The following is a 23,463-nucleotide window of genomic DNA, read 5'->3' as shown; positions in this document are numbered from 1 at the left end:
CGATAGCGGGACAGGCGATGCTAGCCCCCCAGGCCGAACTCAGCGAGGGCGAACGCGCCCGGGGCATGCGCTATCTGATGGTGGATGCTGCCGCCGCCACCGCGATCGGCGCGATCAACAGCGGCGTGGTGCTGCTCACCCTGGCGCTGCACATCGGCGCCAGCAACATCCAGATCGGCCTGCTCGCCGCCATCCCGCTGCTCACCCAGATGCTGCAGGCGCCGGCGGTGACGCTGGTGGAGCGGGTGCGGCGGCGGCGGCTGATCTCGGTGAGCTGCGTGTTCCTCGCGCGGATCGCGCTGCCCATCTATGCCAGCGTGCCCTTCATCCCGGACGCGCGGCTCGCGGCCATGGTGCTGATCCTCGCGGCCCTGCTGCATTACGGGCTCAACGCCGTCGGCGCGTGCAGCTGGAACAGCTGGATCCGCGATCTCATCCCCGAGGCGCGGCTCGGGCAATTCTTCTCGCGCCGGGGGCTCTACGGCACCAGCGTCAGCATCGGCGCGACGCTGATCGGCGCCTATGCGCTGGATGCGGCGGGCCGTTCGCACGCGCTTGGCGACCGCATCTTCAGCGCGCTCTATCTCACGGGCTTTGTCCTCGGGCTCGTCAGCACGGCCGCGCTCGCGCGCGTGCCCGAACCGCTGATGGCCGATCCCGGCCCGCGCGTGCCGCTCCACCGGCTGCTCTGGCAGCCGCTGCGCCATGGCAATTTCCGCAATATGATCCGCTTCCTAGCGAGCTGGCAATTCGCGGTGAACCTGGCGACGCCCTTCTTCACCGTCTATTTCGTGCGCGAGCTCGGCTTCTCGATGGGCTTTGTGCTGCTGCTCAACGTCATCAGCCAGGTGGCCAATATCGCGGTGGTGCGGGCCTGGGGCCGGCTGAGCGACCGCTTCACCAACAAATCGGTGCTGGCGGCGGCGGCGCCCGTCTTCCTGCTCTCGATCGCCGCGATCGCCTTCGCCTCCAATTTCGAGGGGCTGGCGGCGCGGGGCGCGTGGCTGGTGCTGCTCCATGTCGTGATGGGCGCGGCGGGCGCCGGAGTGAGCCTCGCCTCGGGCAATATCGTGATGAAGCTCAGCCCGGCGGGCAGCGCCACCAATTTCATGGCGACCAACGCGCTGGCCGGGGCGCTGGCGGCGGGGCTGGCGCCGATCGTCGGCGGCTGGGCGGCGGATTTCTTCAGCCGCCGTCGGCTGGAGCTACACCTCACCTGGTTCGGCCCGCATGGCCCCAATCAGCTGTTAGGCGTCGCCTTCAGCCATTGGGAATTCTTCTTCCTGCTCTCGGCCCTGCTCGGCCTGTACGCGCTCCACCGCCTGTCGCTGGTCGACGAGCCCGGCTCGGTCGAGGGGCGCGCGGTGATGGGCTATATTCTCGGCTCCGCGCGGCGCACGCTGCGCAACGCCTCGTCGGTGGCGGGGCTGCGTCTGGCGGTCACCTTTCCCGGCGCCGAGCTGATCAAGGCGCGCGAGCGCAAGCGCTTCTTCCTCGAAACCCTGTTCGAGCGCATGGGCCGGGGCGAAGCCGCCGCGCCGGAGCAGGCGGTGGGCGGGCTGCTCGGCGCCGCCTTCGCCCCGCCGCCGCCCGATCGCGATCTCGATCGCCTGCTCGACCAGCTCGACGCCGCGCCGCGCGCGTCCGGCCGCGACCACGGTTGAAGCCGGCGCGGCTTGGTTGAACCGCCGCGGCGGCTTCGATAAGCCGGCCGCCATGATCCTGCGTCTCGCGCTCCTGCTGCTGCTGTCCGTGCTGCCCGCCTTGCCGCTGCGCGCCCAGGATGTCGCCGCCGCCAACGGCGCGATCGAGAGCCTCGCCCAGGCGGCCCGCGACTATAAGGCGATCGACACCGCCTTCACCGCGCGCAGCGACGCGACCGAGCGGCGTGGGCTCGAAGACCGCGCCAATGGCGTGCGCCAGGCGGCGGATGATGCCGTCGCGCTGCTCGGCCAGCAGATCGCGCTGGTCGACGCGCGGATCGCGCAGCTCGGCCCGGTCACGCCCGGGGTCAGCGAGGCGCCCGACATTCGCGCGCAGCGGCGCCAGCTGGCGATCAGCCGCTCGACGCTCGATTCCGCGATCAAGCGCGGCAAGCTGCTCTCGGTGGAAGCGCAGCAGCTCGCCGCCGAGATCGACGACAGCGCGGTCAACGCCTTTAACGAGCGGATCACCGCCCGCACGCCCTCGCCGCTGACCGGCCGCTTCTGGAGCCTGTTCGCCGAGGGCCTGCCGCGCGACGCGCGTCGCATCCGCGGCTTTGTCGGCGAGGAGACCGACGCGATCGCGCAGGGGTTAGCGCGGCCGACGCGCTGGCCGGCGCTGCTCGGCCTGCTCGCCGCGCTGCTGCTGCTGGGGCCGGCGCGCCGGATGCTGGCCCGCGCCGGCATGCGGCTGATGATCGAGCGGGCCCCGGCGAGCCGGCTGCGGCGCTCGGGCCTCGCGCTGTGGACGGCGCTGGTCGGCACGCTGCTGCCCGGCTTCGCCGCGCTCGCGCTGGTCAACGGGCTGGACGCGGCGGGCATGATCGCGCCGAGCTGGGATCGGCTGGGCGGCTTTCTGGTGCGGGTCAGCTTCGTCGCGGCGGCGATCGTGGCGCTGGGCGCGGCCCTGCTCCAGCCCAAGGCGCCGTCCTGGCGGCTGCCGCTCATCAGCGATGCCGCCGCCGCCGGGCTGCGCCGCTGGACGCGGGTGGCGGCGGGCGTGGTGCTCGCCACCGCGCTGCTCGGCAGCTTCACCGCCGAGGCGGGCAGCGGCAGCCCGCTCACCATCGCCACCGACGGGCTGACGGTGGCGCTCGACATGGCGCTGGTGTTCGGCGTGCTGCGCAGCATCGCCGGTTATCGCCGCCGCGCCGAGGCCGCGCGCGAGGCCGAGGGCGAGAGCGGCGGCGTGATCGCCGGGGGCACGGTGGCGCTCGCCGCCTGGGTGGCGGTGGCCTTCACCATCGTCGCGCTGCTCGCGGGCTATTTCACGCTCGCGCTCACCGTGGCGCGCATGCTGCTCTGGTGGCCGGTTGTCGCCTCCGCGCTCTATCTGCTGCTGATCGCGGCGGACGATCTCTGCACGGGATTGATCGCGCGCGACAGCCGGCTCGGCCTGTCGCTGCACCAGAGCTTCGGCGTGCGCGGCAGCCTGGTCGATCAGGCCGGCGTCTTCCTGTCGGCGCTGGTCCGGCTGATCCTCGTCGCGCTCGCCTTCAGCCTGGCGATGGGCCCGTTCGGCTCCAACATCACCTCGCTCTTCGACATTATCGACCGGGTGTCGCAGGGCCTCACCATCGGCCAGGTGACGATCGCGCCGGGCGCGATCCTGCGCGCGCTGGCGGTGCTGGCGGCGGGGCTGTTCGTGGTGCGCACCGCGCAGCGCTGGCTGACCGATCGCTATCTGCCCGCCACCGAGCTGGACGCCGGCGCGCGCAACTCCATCGCCATGGTCGCGCGCTATAGCGGGCTGATCCTCGCCACCCTCTGGGCGCTCGCCTCGCTCGGCATCGGCATCGAGCGCATCGCCCTGCTGCTCTCGGCGCTGTCGGTGGGCATCGGCTTCGGCCTGCAGGCGATCACGCAGAATTTCGTGTCGGGCCTGATCCTGCTCGCCGAACGCCCGGTGAAGATCGGCGATTGGGTGCGGATCGGCAGCGACGAGGGCGATATCAAGCGGATCAGCGTGCGCGCCACCGAGATCCAGATCGCCGACCGTTCGACGCTGATCGTTCCCAATTCCGAACTCATCACCAAGGCCGTGCTCAACAAGACGCTGAGCGATCCGCTCGGCCGCATCCAGCTGCAATTCTCGATCCCGCTCGGCGCGGATGTCGGCGCCGCGCGCGACCGGCTGCTCGCCATCTATGCGGAGACGCCGGCGGTGCTGGAGGAGCCCGCGCCGGCCGTCTTCATCGATTCCATCGTCGATGGGCGCGTGCTGCTCAACAGCTTCGCCCATGTCCGCAGCCCGCGCGAAGTCTATTCCACGCGCAGCGCGATCCTCTTCCGCCTGCTCACCGAATTGCCGGCGGCCGGGATCGAGCTGGGCGTCACGCCGCAGCAGATGCAGATCATCAGCGATGCCCGCGCCGCGCCCGCCGCCGCGCCCGATCCGGCCGCGCCCCAACCGGCGGGCTGAGCGGACGCGGCGGCGGCGCGGGATCGGCCTTGACGCGGCCGGGCCGGCCGCGCAGCACCGCCGAAACAGGAGCGGGCATGACTGGCAAGGCTTTGAAAAACGTGATGGCTCTCGCCGCGCTTTGCGGCGGAAGCGAGGCCGCGCTGGCCGGGGTCGACGTCGCGCCCTTCGGCACCATGGCCGATGGCCGGCCGATCCACCTCTATACGCTCAGCACCCCCGGCCTGACGGTGCGCGTCACCGATCTGGGCGGGATCATCACCGCCATCGAGACGCCGGACCGCGCCGGCCGCACGGCGGATATCGTGCTCGGCTTCGCCACGGCCGATCAATATCGCGCCCGCGACAACCAATATTTCTTCGGCGTGCCGGTGGGACGCTTCGCCAACCGCATCGCCGGCGCGCGGGTGACGATCGACGGGCAGAGCTATGCACTCGCCGCCAACAACGGCCCCAATACGCTGCACAGCGGCCGCCCTTATTATCACGAGCGGCTCTGGGCGGCGCGCCCCTTCACGCGCGGCGGCCGCAGCGGGGTGACGCTCGAACTGGTGAGCCCCGACGGCGATCAGGGCTTTCCGGGCCGACTGGTGCTGCGGCTGCGCTACAGCGTCGGCCCCGATCACGCGCTGCGGATCGACTATCGCGCCACCACCAGCCGGCCGACCTTCGTCAACTTCACCAACCACAGCTATTTCAACCTGGCGGGCGAAGGCAGCGGCGATGTCGGCGGGCAGAGCATCCAGATCCGCGCGGATCGGCTGGCCGAACGCGATGCCGCCGGGCTGCCGACCGGCCGCATCGTGCCGGTGACCGGCCCCTATGATCTGCGCGCGCCGCGCCGGATCGGTGACGGCATCGCGGCGATCAAGGCGCAGGGCGGCAGCGGCTATGACGATTCCTATGTTCTGGCCGACCGCCCCTTCGCGCGGCCGCGCCTGGTGGCCGAGGCGCGCGATCCGGCCTCGGGCCGCACGCTGACGGTGCTGACGACCGAGCCCTCGCTGCAATTCTACACCGCCAACAGCGCCTGGGGCACCGATGCGGGGCCGAGCGGGCGCGTCTATCGCCGCCATGGCGGCTTCGCGCTCGAGACCCAGCATCTGCCCGACAGCCCGCACCATCCCGACTTCCCGACGACGCTGCTGCGCCCCGGTCAGACGTTCCGCTCCACCACCCTCTATCGTTTCGGGGTGGAGGGCGGCTGAGCGGGCCCGCTCAGCCCGCCAGCACGCCGTACAGGATCCGGCCCACCCCGCCGAGCGCCGCCCAGCAGGCGACGGTGCTCGCGAAGATGACGATCAGGCGCGTGCCCACCGGCAGCTTGACCTCGCCCGGCAGCGGCGCCGGCAGCGCCATGCCGGCGGGCGCCGGGCCCGCCTCGCCGAAATCGCCGATCACCACGTTCGGCGTCTCGCGCGCATGGCGCACGTCCAGCTCGCTGATGCCGCGATCGAAGCGGAAGCCGTAGATCGTGCCCTGCTGCCAGATCACCTCGGCCTTGGTGCGGCCAAAGGCGGTGGCGCCCACGGCGACATGATCGCCCACGCGCAGCTCCGCCGGCGTTTCCGCCCGGAAGCCCGTGGTGGAGAGATCGTGAATCTCCATGTCCACCGGACCCTGGCCATGGCGGATGGTGCCACGCAGACGGACAGGGCGACGGCTCTCGCGATCCAATACTGTCAGTTCAGCCCGCAAACCCATGACGGATCCTCCTTGTCGAGGCCGTGCTACAGGGGCTTGGTTGCCGAAGCTTCACCAGCTCTGGTGAAGGTCAAATTAACTTGCGTCGTGCTCAGCGCGTGCCGAAGGTGCGGTCGCCGGCATCGCCCAGGCCGGGCACGATATAGCCATGATCGTTCAGCACTTCGTCCACCGCCGCCGTCCAGATCGGCACGTCGGGATGGGCGGCGCGCAGCGCCTCCACGCCCGCGCGCGCGGCGAGCAGGCAGACGAAACGCGGCGCCGTCACGCCCGCCGCCTTGAGCCGGTCCAGCGCGGCGATCGCGCTGTGGCCGGTGGCGAGCATGGGATCGACGACGATCACCAGCCGCGCCGCGATATCCTCCGGCGCCTTGAAATAATATTCGACCGCCTGGAGCGTCGCGGGATCGCGATAGAGGCCGAGATGCGCCACGCGCGCGGCGGGCACCAGATCGAGCATGCCCTCCGCCATGGCCAGGCCGGCGCGCAATATGGGGACGAACACCAGCTTCTTGCCCGCGATCTCGGCCGCCTCGATCGGCGCCAGCGGCGTTTCGATCCGCACTGGGCGCGTCGGCAGGTCGCGCGTCACCTCGTAACAGAGCAAAGTGGCGGTCTCGCGCATCACCGCGCGAAACATCTGGGTGGGGGTCGAGCGGTCCCGCAACAGGGAAAGCTTGTGCTGCACCAGCGGGTGGCGCACGATTGTCAGCCCTTCCATCCCCCGTCCGCCTCCCATGGCCCAAGCCGCAAACTACGCCGCAGCGGCCGAAAAGGCCAGCTTTTGCGCCGCGTCAGAGAGATTTGCGATTGCAGCATTGCGCAAAATCCGTTCGACCCCGCGCGCAAGCCTTGCCATGAAGATGTCATAGTTAACGGGGGACGGATGTGAACGGCACGATTTCGCGGGACAAGGCATTGTCGGTTATGGCGATGGTAGGCACCAGCGCCAGCCTGTGGGTGGGGATCTTCATGATCGCCCATGCCAGCGGGCTGTTTTCCACCAGCCTCTGATCAGCGACGCGGGGAAGGGCCGGGGGGCCTTTCGCCGCGTCATAATCAAGCACAAAGACGCGCCCGCCTCGCCGGGGGTGCGACCCTCCTAGAGCGCCAAGGCCTCCAATTCGCGCGCCAGCGAAACCAGGCTGAACGGCTTGGGCAGGAAGCGGCTTTCGTCGGGCAGATCGGTGGTGGACGGCCGCGTATCGCCCGAGGTGAGCAGCAGCCGGATCCCCGGCCAGCGCTGATGCACGCGCGAGGCAAGGCCCAGACCATCCATGCTGCCCGGCATGCGGATATCCGAGAAGACCAGCGACACGCCGGCATCTTCCTCCAGCAGCGCGAGCGCCTCGTCCGCATTCTCCGCCGCCTGCACCTCGAAGCCGAGTTCGCCCAGGATCTCGACGCTCAATAGCCGCACCAGCACCTCATCCTCGACGACGAGCGCTTTTCTAACCGATCGCCGCATCTCAGCCTTTCGAACCCGGTTTCGATCACGAACATATTTTCATGTCGGCATCAAAGGCAAGGCCGGTATTTGGAGATATATGCGGCGATGGCGGCCGCCGCTTCGCGCCGGGCGCGGTGGTTCCCTGTCCGGTGAGTGGGAGAATCGATCACCGCGTTCGGAATAAGCCGCTTTGTTCTCTGCTGCGTCGCACTAGATAGAGCCTCGCAACCCACGAGCAGCGGAGGAAAGCATGGCTCTCATCGGTACCCCGATCCAGCCTTTCAAGGTGGATGCCTATAAGGAAGGCAAGTTCGTTACCGTCAGCGACGCCGACGTGAAGGGCAAGTGGTCGATCTTCTTTTTCTATCCGGCCGACTTCACCTTCGTCTGCCCGACCGAGCTGGAGGATCTCGCTGACAATTACGAGACCTTCAAGAAGCTCGGCGTCGAGGTGTACAGCGTGTCGACCGACACCCACTTCAGCCACAAGGCGTGGCATGACAGCTCGCCCGCCATCGGCAAGATCAACTATTACATGCTCGGCGATCCCAACCATGTGCTCGCGACCAATTTCCAGGTCCTGCGCGCGGGTCAGGGCCTGGCCGATCGCGGCACCTTCGTTGTCGATCCCGAGGGCGTGATCCAGCTGATCGAGATCACCAGCGAGGGCGTCGGCCGCAATGCGGTCGAGCTGCTGCGCAAGGTCAAGGCCGCGCAGTATATCGCCGCCCACCCGGGCGAAGTGTGCCCGGCCAAGTGGGAAGAGGGCGAAGAGACGCTCGCCCCCTCGCTCGACCTCGTCGGCAAGATCTAAGCCGATCCGGATGGCCGGGGCCGCGCATTGGCGTGCGCCCCGGCCACCCCTTCCCCTTTAGACGTTGGAGACTCGGATGCTCGACGCCACCCTGAAGGCCCAGCTCAAGGCCTATCTCGAGAAGATCCAGCAGCCGGTCGAGCTCGTCGCCTCCCTCGACGAGAGCGCCAAGGCCCGCGAGATGCAGGCGCTGCTCGAAGATATCGCCGCTCTGTCGGACAGCGTGACCTATGTCCGCCAGGATGACGACAAGCGCCGCCCCTCCTTCATGATCCGCCGCAAGGGCACCGATATAGGCGTGCGCTTCGCGGGCGTGCCGATGGGGCATGAATTCACCTCGCTCGTGCTCGCGCTCCTCCAGGTCGGCGGCCACCCCGCCAAGCTGTCGCAGGACGTGATCGAGCAGATCCGCGCGCTCGACGGCGATTTCGTCTTCGAGACCTATTTCTCGCTCACCTGCCAGAATTGCCCGGAGGTGGTGCAGGCGCTCAATCTGATGAGCGTGATCAATCCGCGCATCCGCCACGTCGCCATCGAGGGCGGCGCCTTCCAGGCCGAAGTGACCGAACGCAACATCCTCTCCGTCCCCGCCATCTTCATGAATGGCGAGGCGTTCGGCCAGGGCCGGATGAGCGTGGAGCAGATCCTCGCCAAGCTCGATACGGGCAGCACCGCCCGCGCCGCCGAGAAGATCAGCGCCAAGGATCCGTTCGACGTGCTGGTGGTGGGCGGTGGCCCCGCCGGCGCCGGCGCCGCCATCTACGCCGCGCGCAAGGGCATCCGCACTGGCATCGCCGCGGAGCGCTTTGGCGGCCAGGTGCTCGATACCATGGCGATCGAGAATTTCATCTCGGTGCAGCACACCGAAGGCCCCAAGCTGGCCGCTCAGCTCGAAGCCCATGTCGGCGACTATGACGTGGACGTGATGAACCTGCAGCGCGCCGAGGCGCTGATCCCGGCGCGCCAGGAGGGCGGCCTGCACGAGCTGCGCCTCGCCGGCGGCGCCACGCTCAAGGCGCGCACCATCATCCTCTCCACCGGCGCGCGCTGGCGGCAGATGAACGTGCCGGGCGAGGATGATTATCGCAACAAGGGCGTAACCTACTGCCCGCACTGCGACGGTCCGCTCTTCAAGGGCAAGCGGGTGGCGGTGATCGGCGGCGGCAATTCGGGCGTCGAGGCGGCGATCGATCTCGCCGGCGTGGTCGCCCATGTCACGCTGATCGAGTTCGCCGCCGATCTGCGCGCCGATGCCGTGCTCCAGCGCAAGCTGGCGAGCCTGCCCAATGTCAAGGTCATCACCTCGGCGCTGACCACCGAGGTCAAGGGCGATGGCGAGCGTGTCACGGCGCTCAGCTACAAGGATCGCAACCACGATACGGTGCACGAGATCGAGCTGGAGGGCATTTTCGTGCAGATCGGGCTCGTCCCCAACACGGAATGGCTGAAGGATACGGTCGCGCTCACCAATCGGGGCGAGATCGAGGTGGATTATCGCGGCGAAACGTCCCGCCCCGGCATCTTCGCGGCGGGCGATTGCACCACCACGCCCTATAAGCAGATCATCATCGCTATGGGCGAAGGCGCCAAGGCGTCGCTCTCGGCGTTCGATTATCTGATCCGCCTTCCCACCGAGGAGACGGTCGCGGTCGCCGCCTGATCGCGCCTCCCCCGTCCTCCAGGCTCGGCTTCGCCTCTCCGGCCAAAGGTGAATCGCTGTAAATGCAGCAATTTAACCTTAGGTTGAGGGAGGCGAGCCTATGTCGGGGCCGGCGCCACCGGCGGGCGCCTGCGTACAGGGGAGAGGAAGATGGTCGCCGCGCTGCTTGTCAGCCAGCATGATTCAATGATCGCGCTCGCCGACGCGATTCTCGCCGGAGCGGACGCCGGGGATGCGACCCGGCTGGCCGGTCTGCGGCTCCAGCTCGCACGCGAGGTCCAGCGTCACACCGAAGCCGAAGCCCAGTTCTTGGGCGCGGCGGTGGCCGAGGGGCATGTCGCGGCCGATGCCGTATCCGCGCTGCACAAGCGCGTTCGCCATTGGCGCGGCGCGCTGGCGCATTGCAACGCCACCTGGCCGGGCGCCCGCGTCGCCGCCGATCCGGCTGGCTTCGTCGCCGATTTCGCGCCGCTCGCGGCGATGCTGCGCGAAGGCGCGCGCGCCGAAGAGGCGGAGCTGCTCGCGCCCGTGGTGCGGCGGCGCGCCGCCGCCGCCTGATCGCGCTCAGCCGGAACCGCCACGCAGCAGCGCGGCGAGCTTGCCGAGAAAGCCGGGCCGGTCCGCCACCGGCTGGCTGATCAGCGCCGCCGCGTCGCGCTCGATCAGCGCGAGCCCGCGCTTCACCGCGCGCTCCAGCGCCTCGCCCAGCCGCGGATCCTCGGCGAGCAGGCGCCGCAGCCCCGCGCAGGGCAGCTCGACATAGTCCACCGCCGTCAGCGCGGCCACGGTGACATGCCGGGGCTCGCCTGTCATCATGCTCACCTCGCCGATATATTCGCCCGGCCCGAGCCGGCCGATCGAGCGCTCGCCCGCCTCGCCGGGCCGCCGCACATCCAGCACGCCGGTGCGCACGATATAGATGGATTCGCCATGGCTGCCGCGCTCGAACAAAGGCGCGCCCGGCTCGAGATGCGCCGGGATCAGCGCCGGCGCGAGCTGCGCCAGCTGCTCGGTGCTGAGCGTGGCGAAGAGCGGCAGCTCGCGCAGCAGCTCGGCCAGACCGAAGCCGTTCCCCGCCTCCAGCCCATTGTGCCGCAGCAGCCGGCGCACCTGGCGCAGCACCTGGCCGCGCGCGGTGCCGAGATCGGCGCTGCGCGCAACGGTGTAGCTGATCGAGAAGAGCGTTTCGCGCGGGCCGATCGCCTTCAGCATCACCGCCGGGGCCGGCGTGTCGCACAAGGCCGGGCAGAGCAGCAGCGCCTGGTGGATCGCCTCGAACAGTCGGGCGGCGGGCGCGTGCGAGCGGATCGGGATCTCGACGCTGGCGCCGCGCCGCTCGGTCGGGCGGCTGCGGTTGATGAGCTGGCTCTTGGCGACGATGCTGTTGGGCACGGTGGCGATATCGGCGCTGTCCGTCTGCAGCCGGATGGCGCGCCAGTTCATCTCCACCACCACCCCCTCGACATCGCTTCCGATCGAGACCCGATCGCCGACGCCGAAGGGCTGCTCCACGCCCACGGCGATGCCCGAGAAGAGATCGGCCAGCGTGTTCTGCAACGCGAGGCCGAGCACGATCGCGATCACGCCCGAGGTGGCGAGCAGCCCGCGCACCGGCAGATCGAGCACCGAATTGAGCACCACGAACACCGCGCTCAGATAGATGCCGCCCGCGACGAGATCGGAGAAGAGCCGCGCCTGGCGCGAATGCGCGTCGCGGCCCAGCGCCAGCGCGCTCGCCGTCGCCACCAGCCGCGCGCCGACCAGCCACCACATCACCGCCAGCGCGCGCAGCCAGGGGCCGTCCGGGCCGGCGAGCGGGCGTGCGCTCGGAAGCGGCGCGGTGCCGCGCGCCATCAGCAGCGCCGCGATGGCGAGCAGCAGCACGCATTCGGCCGCGAGACGCTGCGCCGCCGGCCGCGCGCGCACCGCCCAGACGCCGAGCAGCGTGGCCGCGACGAGCCCGGCCGGGAGGAGAATCGGGTTCATGCGCGGTGCCGCTCCTTCCCCTTCAGGCTCGGCCGCGCCGGACGCGCGCGCCAAGCCGCTTCCGACGCCCCCTCTTTTTAGCGTCACAGTGCGGGAAAGGCTTAGTTTTTTATGGGGAAGCGGATGTGTTCAGCTTCCGTTGCAAAAGGCCATTGACGAAAGGCCCGCCCGGCCATTATGTACTTGGCGGTACAGAAGATCGTCACAGGGGCGATCGACCAGACCGAGGGGGCGCCGTCATGCTCCGCACGATCTATTTCACCCGGGCCTAGCCCGCAAGCGTCCACCCGCCGAACCGCCGCCGCTCCGCACCCCAGTGCGTGACGGATCGCCGGTTGCCGGCCCTTTTCCCGCGCCCTGATCCGGCCGCGCTCCTGTCGGGCACGGCGGATGGTCGCGCGCCCTTCTCCGGCCCCGCCGCGCCCGCGTGTCTGCGTCGCGGCGCGGCGTCGCCTGCTCGAAAGGAATGTCATGGCCGATCTCCTTCGATCGCCCCGGGTCCGTCTGCTCCGCCGGGAGCGCCGCGCATGACGATGCTCGGCACCATCACCGCCGCCGAAACCGCGCCACGCCCGCGCCGCGCGACGCTGTGGCGACGCGGCACGCTGCTGCTGCTTCCCGTCGCTCTGGTCGGCTATGGCGGCTACCGCCTCGTCCACCCCGCCGCGCCGGAGGCGGCCGCGCCGCCGCCCGCCAGCGTCACCACCGCCACCCCGCTGGCGCGCACCGTGACCGAGTGGGACGATTATGTCGGCCGCTTCACCGCCAGCCAGAGCGTGGAGGTGCGGCCGCGCGTCTCCGGCCAGATCGTCGCCCGCCATTTCACCGATGGCCAGATGGTGCGCAAGGGCCAGCTGCTCTTCACCGTCGATCCGCGGCCCTTCCGCGCCGCCGAGGGCGAGGCGCGCGCCGATGTCGCCGCCGCGCGCAGCAGCCTGGCGCTCGCCCGCGCCGATCTCGCCCGCGCCGAGCGGCTGAGCGGCGACGAGGCGCTCTCCGCCGGCGAGGTCGACCGGCTGCGCAGCCGCGCCCAGGCCGCCGCCGCCACGCTGGCCGGCGCCGAGGCGCGGCTCCGCAGCCGCGCGCTCGACGTGGAATGGACCGAGGTGCGCGCGCCGATCTCGGGCCGCGTCTCGGATCGGCGGGTGGATACCGGCAATCTCGTCACCGGCGGGCAGACCGGCACCGCCACGCTGCTGACCACGATCAACGCGATCGATCCCATCTACTTCAGCTTCGACGCCTCGGAGGCGCTGGTGCTGAAGGCGCGCCATGCCCGTGCCGCCGGCGCCGGTCCGGCGCGGGTGGAGGTGCGGCTCCAGGACGAGACCGACTATCGCTGGAAGGGCAGTCTCGACTTCGAGGATAATGGCCTCGACCAGCGATCGGGCACGCTGCGCGCCCGCGCCACCATCGCCAATCCGCAGGGCTTCCTCACCCCCGGCCTGTTCGGCAATATGCGGCTGGCGAGCGGCGGCACGGCGCGCGCGCTGCTGGTGCCCGAGGCCGCGATCCAGACCGACCAGGCCCGCAAGACGGTGCTGGTGGTGGGCCCCGACAATGTCGTGGCCGCCAAGCCCGTCACGCTCGGCGCCAGCCTGTCCGGCCTGCGCATCGTGCGCCAGGGGCTGGATCCGCGCGATCGCGTGGTGATCGGCGGCCTCCAGGCGGCGGTGCCCGGCAGCAAGGTGGATCCGCATCCCGGCCGGATCGCCGCCGATGCCGCGACGCCGCCCGCCACCGCCGAGACGCCGCCCGCCGCCCAGGCGAGCTTCGCCCGCTGACCCGATCGGGGCGGCCCGCCCCCTCTCCCCGGGGCCGCCCCGCGATCCCCGGCCGCGCCCCCCTCGAGCGGCCGGGGATCACCCCCTCTCGCAAGGACGAACGTCATGCGTCTTTCGCGCTTCTTCATCGCGCGCCCGATTTTCGCGGCGGTGCTGGCCGTGCTCATCACGGTGGTCGGCGGTCTCGCCTATTTCGGCCTGCCGATCGCGCAATATCCCGACATCGTGCCGCCGACCGTCACGGTCAGCGCGCAATTCCCCGGCGCCTCGGCCGAAACCGTGGCCGAAACCATCGCCGCGCCGATCGAGCAGGAGATCAACGGCGTCGACGACATGCTCTATATGTCGTCGCAATCGACCGGCGACGGCAAGGTGACGATCACCGTCACCTTCAAGACGGGCACCAATCTGGATGCCGCGCAGGTGCTGGTGCAGAACCGCGTCGCGGTCGCCACGCCGCGTCTGCCCGAGGAGGTGCAGCGTCTCGGCGTCGTCACGCGCAAGACTTCGCCCGACTTCCTGCTCGTGGTGAACCTCCAGTCGCCCGACGGCACCTATGATCGCGACTATATCTCCAATTACGCGCTCACCCAGGTGCGCGACCGCCTCGCCCGGCTCGACGGCGTGGGCGATGTGCAGCTGTTCGGCGCGCGCGATTATGCGATGCGGATCTGGATCGATCCGGGCCGCGCCGCCGCGCTCAACCTGACGTCGGAAGAGATCATCGCCGCGCTGCGCGCGCAGAATGTGCAGGTCGCGGCCGGCGCGATCGGCGCGCCGCCGGTCGATACAAACCAGGCCTTCCAGATCGGCATCGAGGCGCAGGGCCGCTTCACCAGCCCCGAGCAGTTCGCCGATGTCGTGATCCGCACCGATGCCGACGGCCGCCAGGTGCGCGTCGCCGATATCGGCCGGGTCGAGCTTGGCGCCGCCGATTACGGCACCAACGCCTATCTCTCGGGCAATCCCTCGGTGATCGTGGCGGTGATGCAGCGGCCCGGCAGCAACGCGCTCGCCGCCGCCGAGGCGGTGACGCACGAGATGAAGACGCTGTCCGCCCGCTTCCCCAAGGGGCTGCAATATCGCGTCGTCTACAATCCCACCGAATTCATCAGCCAGTCGATCGACGCGGTGTACCACACGCTGGGCGAGGCGGTGGTGCTGGTCGTGCTCGTCATCCTGCTCTTCCTGCAGAGCTGGCGCGCGGCGGTGGTGCCGATCATCGCCATCCCGGTGTCGCTGATCGGCAGCTTCGCCGTGCTCGCGGCGGTGGGCTATTCGCTCAACACGCTGTCGCTGTTCGGGCTGGTGCTGGCGATCGGCATCGTCGTCGACGACGCCATCGTCGTGGTCGAGAATGTCGAGCGCAACATCGAGCATGGCCTCTCGCCGATGGAGGCGGCGCGGGTCTCGATGGACGAGGTGTCGGCGGCGCTGGTGGCGATCGTGCTGGTGCTGTGCGCCGTGTTCGTGCCGACGCTGTTCCTCACCGGCCTGTCGGGCGCCTTCTACCGCCAGTTCGCGGTGACCATCTCGTCGGCGACGGTGGTGTCGCTGATCCTGTCGCTCACCCTCTCGCCGGCGCTTGCCGGGCGGCTGCTGCGCGCCAAGGCGCCGGCCGAGCCGGGCGACGGACGGATCGGCTGGCGCACGCTCGGCCGGCGCTTCGCCGATGGCTTCAACCGCGGCTTCGATCGGCTGGGCGATGCCTATGCGCGGCTCACCATCCGCCTTGTGCGGCGGCCGCGCGCCATGCTGGCCGCCTATGCCGGGCTGCTGGCCGCCACCGCCGGGCTCTTCTCGATCACGCCCGGCGGCTTCATCCCCGCGCAGGATCAGGGCTATTTCCTTGCCGTGGTGCAGCTGCCGGCGGGCGCCTCGCTCGCCCGCACCGATGCGGTGACGCGCGAGGTCGCCGCCCGCATCCTGCCGATCAAGGGGCTGCGCGCGGCGGTGATGTTCGCCGGCTTCGACGGGCCGTCGCAGACGGCGGCGCCCAACTCGGCGGCGATCTACTTCCCCTTCAACAGCTTCGCCGAGCGCGCCAAGCAGGGCGCGACCTATGCCGGCATCATGGCCCAGGCCAATCAGGCGATCGCGGGCTATGACAAGGCGCGCGTGCTGTTGGTGCCGCCGCCGCTGGTGCAGGGCATCGGCTCGGCGGGCGGCTACCGGCTGATGGTCGAGGATCGCGAGGGCGGATCGTATCTGACGCTCGCCAAGGCCTCGGGCGCGCTGATCGGCCAAGCCAATGCCGCGCCGGGGCTGAAGCAGGTCTATACCTTCTTCGATACCGGCACGCCGCGCATCTTCGCCGATATCGATCGCCGCAAGGCGGCGCTGCTCGGGGTTCCGCCGGAGCGTGTGCTGAGCACGCTGCAGGATTATCTCGGCTCGGCCTTCATCAACGATTTCAACCTTCTCGGCCGCACCTTCCACGTCACCGCCCAGGCCGAGCCGGCGGCGCGCGCGAGCGTCGCGGATATCGCCAACCTCAAGACCCGGTCGGACTCGGGGGCGATGGTGCCGGTCGGCGCCGTCTCCACCTTCCACGATAAGACCGGTCCCTATCGCGTGGTCCGCTACAATCTGATGCCGGCGGTGGAGGTGGATGGCGATACCGCGCCGGGCTTCTCCACCGGCCAATCGCTGGCGACGATGGAGAAGCTGGCCGATGCCGGCCTGCCGCGCGGCTATGATCACGAATGGACGGGCATCGCCTATCAGCAGAAGATCGCGGGCAACACCGCCGCGCTCGTCTTCGCCATGGCGACGCTGTTCGTCTTCCTCGTGCTCGCCGCGCAATATGAGAGCCTGACGTTGCCGCTCGCGATCATCCTGATCGTGCCCATGTGCCTGCTCGCCGCCATCGCCGGCGTCGATCTGCGCGGCATGGACAATAATGTGCTGACCCAGATCGGCCTGATCGTGCTGATCGCGCTGGCCGCCAAGAACGCCATCCTGGTGGTGGAATTCGCCAAGCAGGCGGAGGAGCAGCAGGGGCTCGGCCCGGTCGAGGCGGCGGTCCAGGCGGCGCGGACGCGCCTGCGGCCGATCCTGATGACCAGCCTGGCCTTCATCCTCGGCGCGGTGCCACTGGTGTTCGCCAGCGGGGCCGGGGCCGAACTGCGCCAGGCGCTGGGCACGGCGGTGTTCTTCGGCATGGCCGGGGTCACCGGCTTCGGTCTGCTCTTCACCCCCACTTTCTACGTGGTCTGCCGCGCGCTCGGCGACCGCCTGTCCCGCCGCCGGGGCGCGGGGGGCGCGGCCGCGCCGCTCGCCCAGCCGGCGGAATGAGGAGGATGACGATGATCCGTTCGGTCCTGCCGCTGCTCGCCGCCACCGCCTTGTCCGCCTGCGCGGTCGGGCCGGACTATGTCCGCCCCGCCCCGCCGGCGGCCAGCGCCCAGCCCTTTCTCGGCGCGGGGCTGGCCGGCGCCGATCCCGCCCGGCCGGTCGATGCCCAATGGTGGCGCCTCTATGACGATCCCGTCCTCACCGCGCTGATCGGCGACGCGCTCGGCGCCAACACCGATCTCCGCCAGGCCGTGGCGCGGCTGGAACGCGCCCGCGCCAGCCTGCGCGGCGCCCGCGCCGATCGCCTGCCCAGCACCGATCTGTCCGCCTCCACCACCTATCGGCGCCTGCCGTCCTGGCAGACCCTGGGCGCCGGTCGCCAATATTGGAGCGTCGATGCCGGGCTGGAGGCCGCCTATGAGGTGGATCTGTTCGGCCGGGTGAAGCGCGGCATCGAGGCGGCGCGCGCCGATGCCGCCGCCGCCCAGGCCGATCGCGACGCGGTGCAGGTGGCGATCGTCGCCGATACCGCGCGCGCCTATGCCGAAGCCATGGCCGGCGACGTGCAGATCGGCGTCGCGCGCCGGACGGTCGATCTGATCGAGCGCTCGCGCCGCGTCACCGAAGCGCGCGTCGCGGCGGGCACCGCCGAGCGGCTCGATCTGATCCGCATCACCGCGCTGCGCGACCAGCGGCTGGCCGAGGTGGCGCCGCTCGAGGCGGCGCGCGACGCCGCGCTGTTCCGCCTCGCCACGCTCACCGGGCGCGCTCCGGCGGCGCTGCCCGAGACGGTCCGCACCGGCGGGCGGCTGCCCCGGCTCGCACAGCCGATCCCGATCGGCGATGGCGCGGCGCTGATCGCGCGCCGCCCCGATGTGCGCGCCGCCGAGCGCCGGCTGGCGGCGGAAACGGCGCGCATCGGCGTCGCCACCGCGGATCTCTATCCGCGCATCTCGCTCGGCGGCCAGATCGGTTCGACCAGCGCGGGCCTGTCGGACGTGTTCGGCGGCGGCCCGTTCCGCTGGCTGCTGGGGCCGCTGATCAGCTGGAACTTCCCCAATCAGGAAGCGACGCGGGCGCGCATCGCCGCCGCCCGTGCCGACAGCCAGGGCGCGCTCGCCGGCTTCGATGGCGCCGTGCTCACCGCGCTCCAGGAGACGGAAACCGCGCTCTCCGCCTATGCGCACGAGATCGATCGCCACCAGGCGCTGGTGGCGGCGCGCGAGGCGGCGGCGCGCGCGGCGCGGGTCAGCCTCGCCCGCCAGCGCGAGGGCACGATCGATTTCCTGAGCGTGCTCGATGCCCAGCGCACACTGGCCGATGCCGAGGCCGCGCTCGCCGCCTCCGACGCGCGGCTCGCCTATGCGCAGATCGATCTGTTCAAGGCGCTCGGCGGCGGCTGGCAGGCGCGGACCGGCTGAGCCGGGCTGGCGCCGCCCGCGATCGGCCCTATAGCGGGGGCATGGCCAAGCCCGATCTGCTGATCCCCGCGCCCATGCACCCGCGCGTCGCCGCCGCGCTGGCGGCGTTCGCCACCGTCCACCAGCCCTGGCAGGCGGACGATCCGGCGGCGGCGCTGGCCGCCGTGGCGCCGCGCGTGCGCGGGCTGGCGGTGAGCACGCTCGCCGGCACCGTCGACGCCGCCATGCTCGACCGGTTTCCGGCGCTCGAAATCGTGGCGAGCTTCGGCGTCGGCTATGAGCGGGTGGATGCCGCGGCGGCGGCGGCGCGCGACGTGATCGTCACCAACACCCCCGGCGTGCTCGACGAGGAGGTGGCCGATCTGACGCTGGGCCTGCTGCTCGCGACGCTGCGCCAGATCCCGCAGGCGGATCACCATGTCCGCGCCGGGCGCTGGCCGGAGGGCGCCTTCCCGCTCTCGCCGAGCCTGCGCGGGCGGCGCGTGGGGCTGATCGGCATGGGCGGGATCGGCCGCGCGATCGCGCGCCGGCTGGAAGGCTTCGCGGTGCCGATCGCCTATCACAGCCGCCACCGCCGCGACGATCTCGCCTATGCCTATCACGCAAGCCCGATCGCTTTGGCCGAAGCGAGCGACGTGCTGATCGCGATCGTCCCCGGCGGCGCGGCGACGCGCCACCTGATCGACGCTTCGGTGCTGCGCGCGCTAGGCCCGGCGGGCGTGCTCATCAATGTCGCGCGCGGCAGCGTGGTCGACGAGGCGGCGCTGATCGCCGCGCTCGAGGCCGGCACGCTGCTCGCCGCCGGGCTCGACGTGTTCGCCGACGAGCCGCACGTGCCGGCGGCGTTGACCGCGCATCCGCGCTGCGTGCTGCTGCCGCATATCGGCTCCGCCTCGGAGGTGACGCGCGCCGCCATGGCCGATCGCGTCGTCGCCAATCTCGAGGCCTGGTTCACGGGCGCGCCGGTGCCCGATCCCGTGGCCGAGGCGGCGGCGCTCGCCCGCCGCGCCCAGGCCGCGCGCCCGGCTTAGTCCGCGCCGCCTTCCCGCTTCCGCCACTCCGCGCAAAGGGCCCGGCATGTCCCTGATCCTCGGCCTCGATTTCGGCACCACCAACAGCGTGGCGGCGATCGCCGGCGCGCCCGGCGCGGCGCCCGCGCTGATCTCCTTCGCCGGCCCCGCCGGCACATCGCCGCTGTTCCGCTCCGCGCTCTGCTTCTGGCAGGAAGCCGGCGCGCCCGATGGGCTGGCGCGCGAGGCCGGACCCTGGGCGATCAGCGAATATCTGGGCTTTCCGGAGGACAGCCGCTTTCTCCAGAGCTTCAAGTCCGTCGCGGCGAGCGCCAGCTTCGAACAGGCGAGCCTGTTCACGCGCCGCTACCGCTTCGAGGATCTCGGCCGCATCTTCCTGTCGAGGCTCGCCGCCCATGCCGGCGGCGCGCTCGACGGGCGGATCGCGCGGCTGATCGTCGGCCGCCCGATCGATTATGCCGGCCAGCGCCCCGATCCCGCGCTCGCCCGCGCCCGCTACGACGCGATGTTCGCCGGCCTCGCCGACGAGATCGTCTATGTCTACGAGCCACTCGGCGCCGCCTTCGACTATGCCGCCGGGCTCGATCGCGCCGCGACCGTGCTGGTCGCCGATTTCGGCGGCGGCACCAGCGATTTCTCGGTGGTGCGCGTGGCCGAACCGGGCGCGGCGCGGCGCTGCCGCCCGCTCGGCCATGCCGGCATCGGCATCGCCGGCGACCGTTTCGATTACCGCCTGCTCGATCGGCTGGTGCTGCCGCTGCTCGGCAAGGGCGGCCAATATCGCTCCTTCGACAAGCTGCTGGAGATTCCCCGCAGCTGGTTCAGCGATTTCGCCGATTGGTCGCGGCTGGCGCTGATGCGCACGCCGCGCACGCTGGCCGAGCTGGAGCGGCTGCGCCGCGCCGCGCTCGATCCCGAGGCGATCGGCCGCATGATCGGCGTGATCGAGCATGAACTCGGCTATCCGCTGTACGAGGCGGTGGGCCAGACCAAGCGCGCCCTGTCGACCGCCGAACGGGCGCCCTTCCGCTTCGAGGGCGGCGGGCTGCGGATCGAGGCCGAGGTGACGCGCGACGCCTTCGAGCGCTGGATCGCTGAGGATATCGCCGCGATCGAGGCGACGCTCGACCGCGCGCTCGCCGCCGCCGGGGTGACGGCGGACGCGATCGATCGCGTCTTCCTCACCGGAGGCACCTCGCTCATCCCCCGAGTCCGCCGCCTCTTCACGCAGCGCTTTTCCGCCGACCGCATCGCCGGCGGCGACGAATTCACCTCGATCGCCCAGGGGCTCGCGCGGATCGGCACCGAGGCCGATCCGGGCGCCTGGGCCAGCTGAGCGCCGGCGCGCCCCTCTAGAGGCGGGTGACGGCGAACTGGGCGCGAAGCGCCTCGACCACCGTCTCGCCATGGCTCGCGTCGCGCGCCTCGAACATCACCTCGAGCCGCGCCGCCTGCACGCTCGGCGAGGTGAACAGGCGGTGATGCGCCACCTCGATGATATTGGCGCCGGCGCGGCCGATCAGCGTCGCGATCTCGCCGAGCACCCCGGGCCGATCGGGGATGTCGAGCACCAGCCGAACCATGCGCCCGTCACGGATCATCACGCGCTGGAGCACGTTGGCGAGCGCGCGATTGTCGATATTGGCGCCGCACACCGGCACGCCGACGGTGCGGCCGCGGAAGCGCGCGCCCTGATCGAGCAGCGCGGCGACGCCGGCCGCGCCCGCGCCCTCGGCGACGATCTTGGCCTCCTCGGCGAGCAGCGCGATCGCCTGTTCGATGCGATGTTCGCTCACCGTCAGCACGCCCGCGCCATGGGCGCGCAAGATGGCGAGCGGCCGGCGCCCGACATCGCGCACGGCAATGCCTTCGGCGATGGTGCTGCCGCCCACCGCCACCGGCGCGCCGGACAATTCCTGCGCCATCGCCGCATAGCTATCCACCTCGACGCCATGCACCGCGATCGGCCGGCCCGCGCCCAGCGCCGCCAGCGCGCAGCCCGCCGCCAGCCCGCCGCCGCCCACCGGCACCAGCATCGCGTCGAGATCGGGCACCGCCGCGATCAGCTCCAGCCCGAGCGTGCCCTGGCCGGCGATGACCGCGTCATCGTCATAGGGATGGATGAAGACGAGCCCGTCGCGCTCGGCCAGCGCGCGGGCATGCGCCGCCGCCCCGGCGAGGCTGTCGCCATGCAGCACCACCTCGGCGCCCCAGCGCGCGGTGCGCGTGACCTTGGTGGCGGGGGTGATCGCCGGCATCACGATCACCGCGCGGATGCCGAGCAGCCCGGCATGGCGCGCCACCGCCTGGGCGTGATTGCCCGCCGACATCGCCGCCACGCCGCGCGCCCGCTCGTCCGCGCTCAGCAGCGCCAGCCGGTTGGCCGCGCCGCGTTCCTTGAAGGCGCCGGTGACCTGCAGCGTATCGAGCTTGAGCCACACCTCGGCCCCGGTCAGCCGGCTGATCGCATCGCTGTACAGCACGGGCGTCTGCACGATCTTGCCCGCGATCCGCGCCGCCGCTTCCCGCACCGCCTCATGCCCGATCACGCTTCGTCTCCCCTTCCACGCCGCGGCGTCCGGGCGGCTGATGGCGGCGCGATGCCATGCCCGGCCTCGGAAAGCGAGGGCCGCGCTTTCGGCATTCCCCAAGATCCGGCGGCCGCGCCGCTCTGCTAGCCTGCTCCGCGCAGGGTCGGCACGGGGGGCGCCATGGCGGGAATGGCAATGAGAGCGGTCGCGGCGGGGGCGGCTTGTCTGGCCGTGGCGGCGCTGTCCGGCACGGCGGCGGCGCAGAAGATGGGCAAGGGCGGAACGGCGATCGGCGCGGGGATGGAGCTGCCCGTCTGCGCCGCACCGGTCGGCACGGTGGCGTTGGTGGAGGCCAAGCGGCAGGATAATGCCAGCGGCCAGCTCTCGCCCGGCCTCGCGGCGCTGTTGAACGCGGCGCGCGCGCAGCAGGGCCAATCCGAGGCCACAACCGATCCGCTGCCGCTGCTCAAGCTGATCCTCGCCCGGTCGCAATGCTTCCGCGTGGTCGATCGCGGCGAGGGCTTCGATGCGCTTCAGCGCGAGCGGGCGCTCGCCGCCGGCGGCCAGACCAGCCAGGCCGCCCAGGGCGCCACGATCGAGGCCGCCGACTATCTGCTCACCGCCCAGATCGTCTATCAGGATGAGAATGCCGGCTCGCGCGGCCTCGCGCTGGGCGGATTGGGCGGGGCGTTCGGCGGCCTCGCCGCGCTGCGCCAGAAGAAGCTCGAGAGCCAGACGATGCTCACGCTCGTCGCGGTGAAGACCGGGGTTCAGGAAGCGGTCGCGACGGGATCGGCCCGCAAGCGCGATCTCAGCATCATCGGCGGCGGCCTGGCCGGGCTCGGCCTGGGCCTGCTCGGCGGCGAGGCGAGCACCGATATCGGCAAGGTCACCTCCGCCGCGCTGCTCGATGCCTATCGCCGGCTCGTGCCGCAGATACCGGCGGTGCGCGAGGGGCGCGTGGCGGTGACCACCCAGGTGCCGGAAGCCGAGCGTTAGGCGCCGCGCAGCAGCGGCGTGCGGCCGAGCCAGCGATCCTCGTCCAGCTGGTCCAGCACGAAGCGCGCGACATCGGCCCGCGCGATCCTGCCGCCCTGCACGCCCGCGAGATGATCGCGCGCGTCGATGGCGCCGCCGCCGGCGCCGTTGGTGAGCATGGTCGGGCGTACCAGCACCCAATCGAGCCCCGAGGCGCGCACGATCGCCTCCTGCCGATTTTTGTCGGCATAGACGGTGCGCAGCAGCAGCGGCAGGATCAGCCGGTCGAACAGCAGGCCGCCATGCCCCCGGCTGTCGCCCGCGCCGATGCCTGTGATGGCGATCAGCCGGGGCACGCCCGCCGCGCGCATGGCCGGCACCAGGGCGCGGGTGGCGTCGGACAGGAGGGTGACGCGGCGGAAGGGGCTGGCCGGCGTGCCGAGCGCGCTGATCACCGCATCGCGGCCGCGCACCGCCTCGGCCAGCACCGCCGGGTCGGTGGCATCGCCTGGGATCAGCGTCGCCCCCGGCAGCGCGGCGGCCGCCGCCGCCGCGGAGCGCACCAGCGCCGCGACATCCAGGCCGCGCGCCAGCGCCGCGCGCACGATCAATCGCCCGGTGGCGCCGGTCGCCCCCAGCACCAGAAGGCGGCGGGGGCGGCTTTGTGTGTTTGTGGACATGA

Annotated in this window: 19 protein-coding genes; 13 read left to right on the top strand and 6 right to left on the bottom strand. The window is 71.2% G+C overall.

Annotation, left to right across the window (positions count from 1 at the left end; translation table 11 throughout):
• Positions 1-17 precede the first annotated feature (17 nt).
• The 3 genes from LHA26_RS17640 (at position 18) to LHA26_RS17630 (ending at position 5,333) form a co-directional block, all read left to right on the top strand.
• On the top strand, positions 18-1,664 hold the full coding sequence (locus LHA26_RS17640; RefSeq protein WP_252168810.1) for an MFS transporter: 1,647 nt from the start codon (positions 18-20) through the stop codon (positions 1,662-1,664).
• Between the two features lie 52 nt (positions 1,665-1,716).
• Complete coding sequence (locus tag LHA26_RS17635; RefSeq protein ID WP_252168809.1) at positions 1,717-4,125, top strand: DUF3772 domain-containing protein; 2,409 nt, start codon at positions 1,717-1,719, stop codon at positions 4,123-4,125.
• Positions 4,126-4,229: 104 nt separating this feature from the next.
• The gene (locus LHA26_RS17630; protein WP_252168885.1) at positions 4,230-5,333 is read left to right on the top strand and encodes an aldose epimerase family protein; all 1,104 of its coding nucleotides are present in this window, start codon (positions 4,230-4,232) and stop codon (positions 5,331-5,333) included.
• Between the two features lie 10 nt (positions 5,334-5,343).
• On the opposite strand, the gene LHA26_RS17625 is transcribed toward LHA26_RS17630, so the two are convergent.
• Entirely contained in the window at positions 5,344-5,829 is a 486-nt protein-coding gene (locus tag LHA26_RS17625; protein WP_252168808.1) for a PilZ domain-containing protein, read from the bottom strand.
• 91 nt (positions 5,830-5,920) lie between these two features.
• A complete protein-coding gene (upp, locus tag LHA26_RS17620; protein ID WP_252168807.1) occupies positions 5,921-6,550 on the bottom strand; it encodes a uracil phosphoribosyltransferase in 630 nt (209 codons plus the stop codon).
• 167 nt (positions 6,551-6,717) lie between these two features.
• Here upp and LHA26_RS20110 point away from each other — a divergent pair, with 167 nt between their 5' ends.
• Positions 6,718-6,843: a hypothetical protein gene (locus tag LHA26_RS20110; RefSeq protein ID WP_302898092.1), complete on the top strand. Its 126-nt coding sequence runs from the start codon at positions 6,718-6,720 to the stop codon at positions 6,841-6,843.
• Positions 6,844-6,931: 88 nt separating this feature from the next.
• Here the strand turns inward: LHA26_RS20110 and LHA26_RS17615 are convergent, their stop codons facing one another.
• On the bottom strand, positions 6,932-7,297 hold the full coding sequence (locus tag LHA26_RS17615) for a response regulator (RefSeq protein ID WP_252168806.1): 366 nt from the start codon (positions 7,295-7,297) through the stop codon (positions 6,932-6,934).
• A 232-nt stretch (positions 7,298-7,529) separates the two neighbouring features.
• Between LHA26_RS17615 and ahpC the strand changes: the two genes are divergently transcribed.
• From ahpC to LHA26_RS17600, 3 genes are all read left to right on the top strand, one after another.
• Positions 7,530-8,093, top strand: a complete 564-nt coding sequence (gene ahpC / locus LHA26_RS17610) for an alkyl hydroperoxide reductase subunit C (RefSeq protein WP_252168805.1) — start codon at positions 7,530-7,532, stop codon at positions 8,091-8,093.
• A 76-nt stretch (positions 8,094-8,169) separates the two neighbouring features.
• Entirely contained in the window at positions 8,170-9,753 is a 1,584-nt protein-coding gene (gene ahpF / locus LHA26_RS17605; protein ID WP_252168804.1) for an alkyl hydroperoxide reductase subunit F, read from the top strand.
• 150 nt (positions 9,754-9,903) lie between these two features.
• On the top strand, positions 9,904-10,311 hold the full coding sequence (locus LHA26_RS17600; RefSeq protein ID WP_252168803.1) for a hemerythrin domain-containing protein: 408 nt from the start codon (positions 9,904-9,906) through the stop codon (positions 10,309-10,311).
• Between the two features lie 6 nt (positions 10,312-10,317).
• Here LHA26_RS17600 and LHA26_RS17595 read toward each other — a convergent pair whose 3' ends face one another.
• Positions 10,318-11,739 (bottom strand): cyclic nucleotide-binding domain-containing protein, encoded by a 1,422-nt coding sequence (locus LHA26_RS17595; protein WP_252168802.1) that lies wholly within the window; start codon positions 11,737-11,739, stop codon positions 10,318-10,320.
• Between the two features lie 527 nt (positions 11,740-12,266).
• Here LHA26_RS17595 and LHA26_RS17590 point away from each other — a divergent pair.
• The 5 genes from LHA26_RS17590 (at position 12,267) to LHA26_RS17570 (ending at position 20,608) form a co-directional block, all read left to right on the top strand.
• Positions 12,267-13,523, top strand: coding sequence for an efflux RND transporter periplasmic adaptor subunit (locus LHA26_RS17590; RefSeq protein ID WP_437441270.1), 1,257 nt, complete (start codon positions 12,267-12,269; stop codon positions 13,521-13,523).
• Between the two features lie 105 nt (positions 13,524-13,628).
• Complete coding sequence (locus tag LHA26_RS17585; protein ID WP_252168801.1) at positions 13,629-16,820, top strand: efflux RND transporter permease subunit; 3,192 nt, start codon at positions 13,629-13,631, stop codon at positions 16,818-16,820.
• Positions 16,821-16,831: 11 nt separating this feature from the next.
• Complete coding sequence (locus LHA26_RS17580) at positions 16,832-18,241, top strand: efflux transporter outer membrane subunit (protein WP_252168800.1); 1,410 nt, start codon at positions 16,832-16,834, stop codon at positions 18,239-18,241.
• Between the two features lie 41 nt (positions 18,242-18,282).
• Positions 18,283-19,272, top strand: coding sequence for a 2-hydroxyacid dehydrogenase (locus tag LHA26_RS17575; RefSeq protein ID WP_252168799.1), 990 nt, complete (start codon positions 18,283-18,285; stop codon positions 19,270-19,272).
• 46 nt (positions 19,273-19,318) lie between these two features.
• A complete protein-coding gene (locus LHA26_RS17570; protein ID WP_252168798.1) occupies positions 19,319-20,608 on the top strand; it encodes an Hsp70 family protein in 1,290 nt (429 codons plus the stop codon).
• Between the two features lie 16 nt (positions 20,609-20,624).
• Here the strand turns inward: LHA26_RS17570 and LHA26_RS17565 are convergent, their stop codons facing one another.
• Complete coding sequence (locus LHA26_RS17565) at positions 20,625-21,821, bottom strand: threonine ammonia-lyase (RefSeq protein WP_252168797.1); 1,197 nt, start codon at positions 21,819-21,821, stop codon at positions 20,625-20,627.
• Between the two features lie 177 nt (positions 21,822-21,998).
• Here LHA26_RS17565 and LHA26_RS17560 point away from each other — a divergent pair, with 177 nt between their 5' ends.
• Positions 21,999-22,802, top strand: coding sequence for a CsgG/HfaB family protein (locus tag LHA26_RS17560; RefSeq protein ID WP_252168796.1), 804 nt, complete (start codon positions 21,999-22,001; stop codon positions 22,800-22,802).
• Here the strand turns inward: LHA26_RS17560 and LHA26_RS17555 are convergent.
• Positions 22,799-23,461 (bottom strand): NAD(P)-dependent oxidoreductase, encoded by a 663-nt coding sequence (locus LHA26_RS17555; RefSeq protein WP_252168795.1) that lies wholly within the window; start codon positions 23,459-23,461, stop codon positions 22,799-22,801. The two genes, LHA26_RS17560 and LHA26_RS17555, sit on opposite strands and share 4 nt — an antisense overlap.
• Between the last annotated feature and the right edge of the window lie 2 nt (positions 23,462-23,463).

The organism is Sphingomonas morindae (assembly GCF_023822065.1).
Taxonomy (GTDB): domain Bacteria; phylum Pseudomonadota; class Alphaproteobacteria; order Sphingomonadales; family Sphingomonadaceae; genus Solisphingomonas; species Solisphingomonas morindae.
Note: the sequence above shows the minus strand (reverse complement) of the source record. Positions and strands in the feature narration are given on the sequence as shown.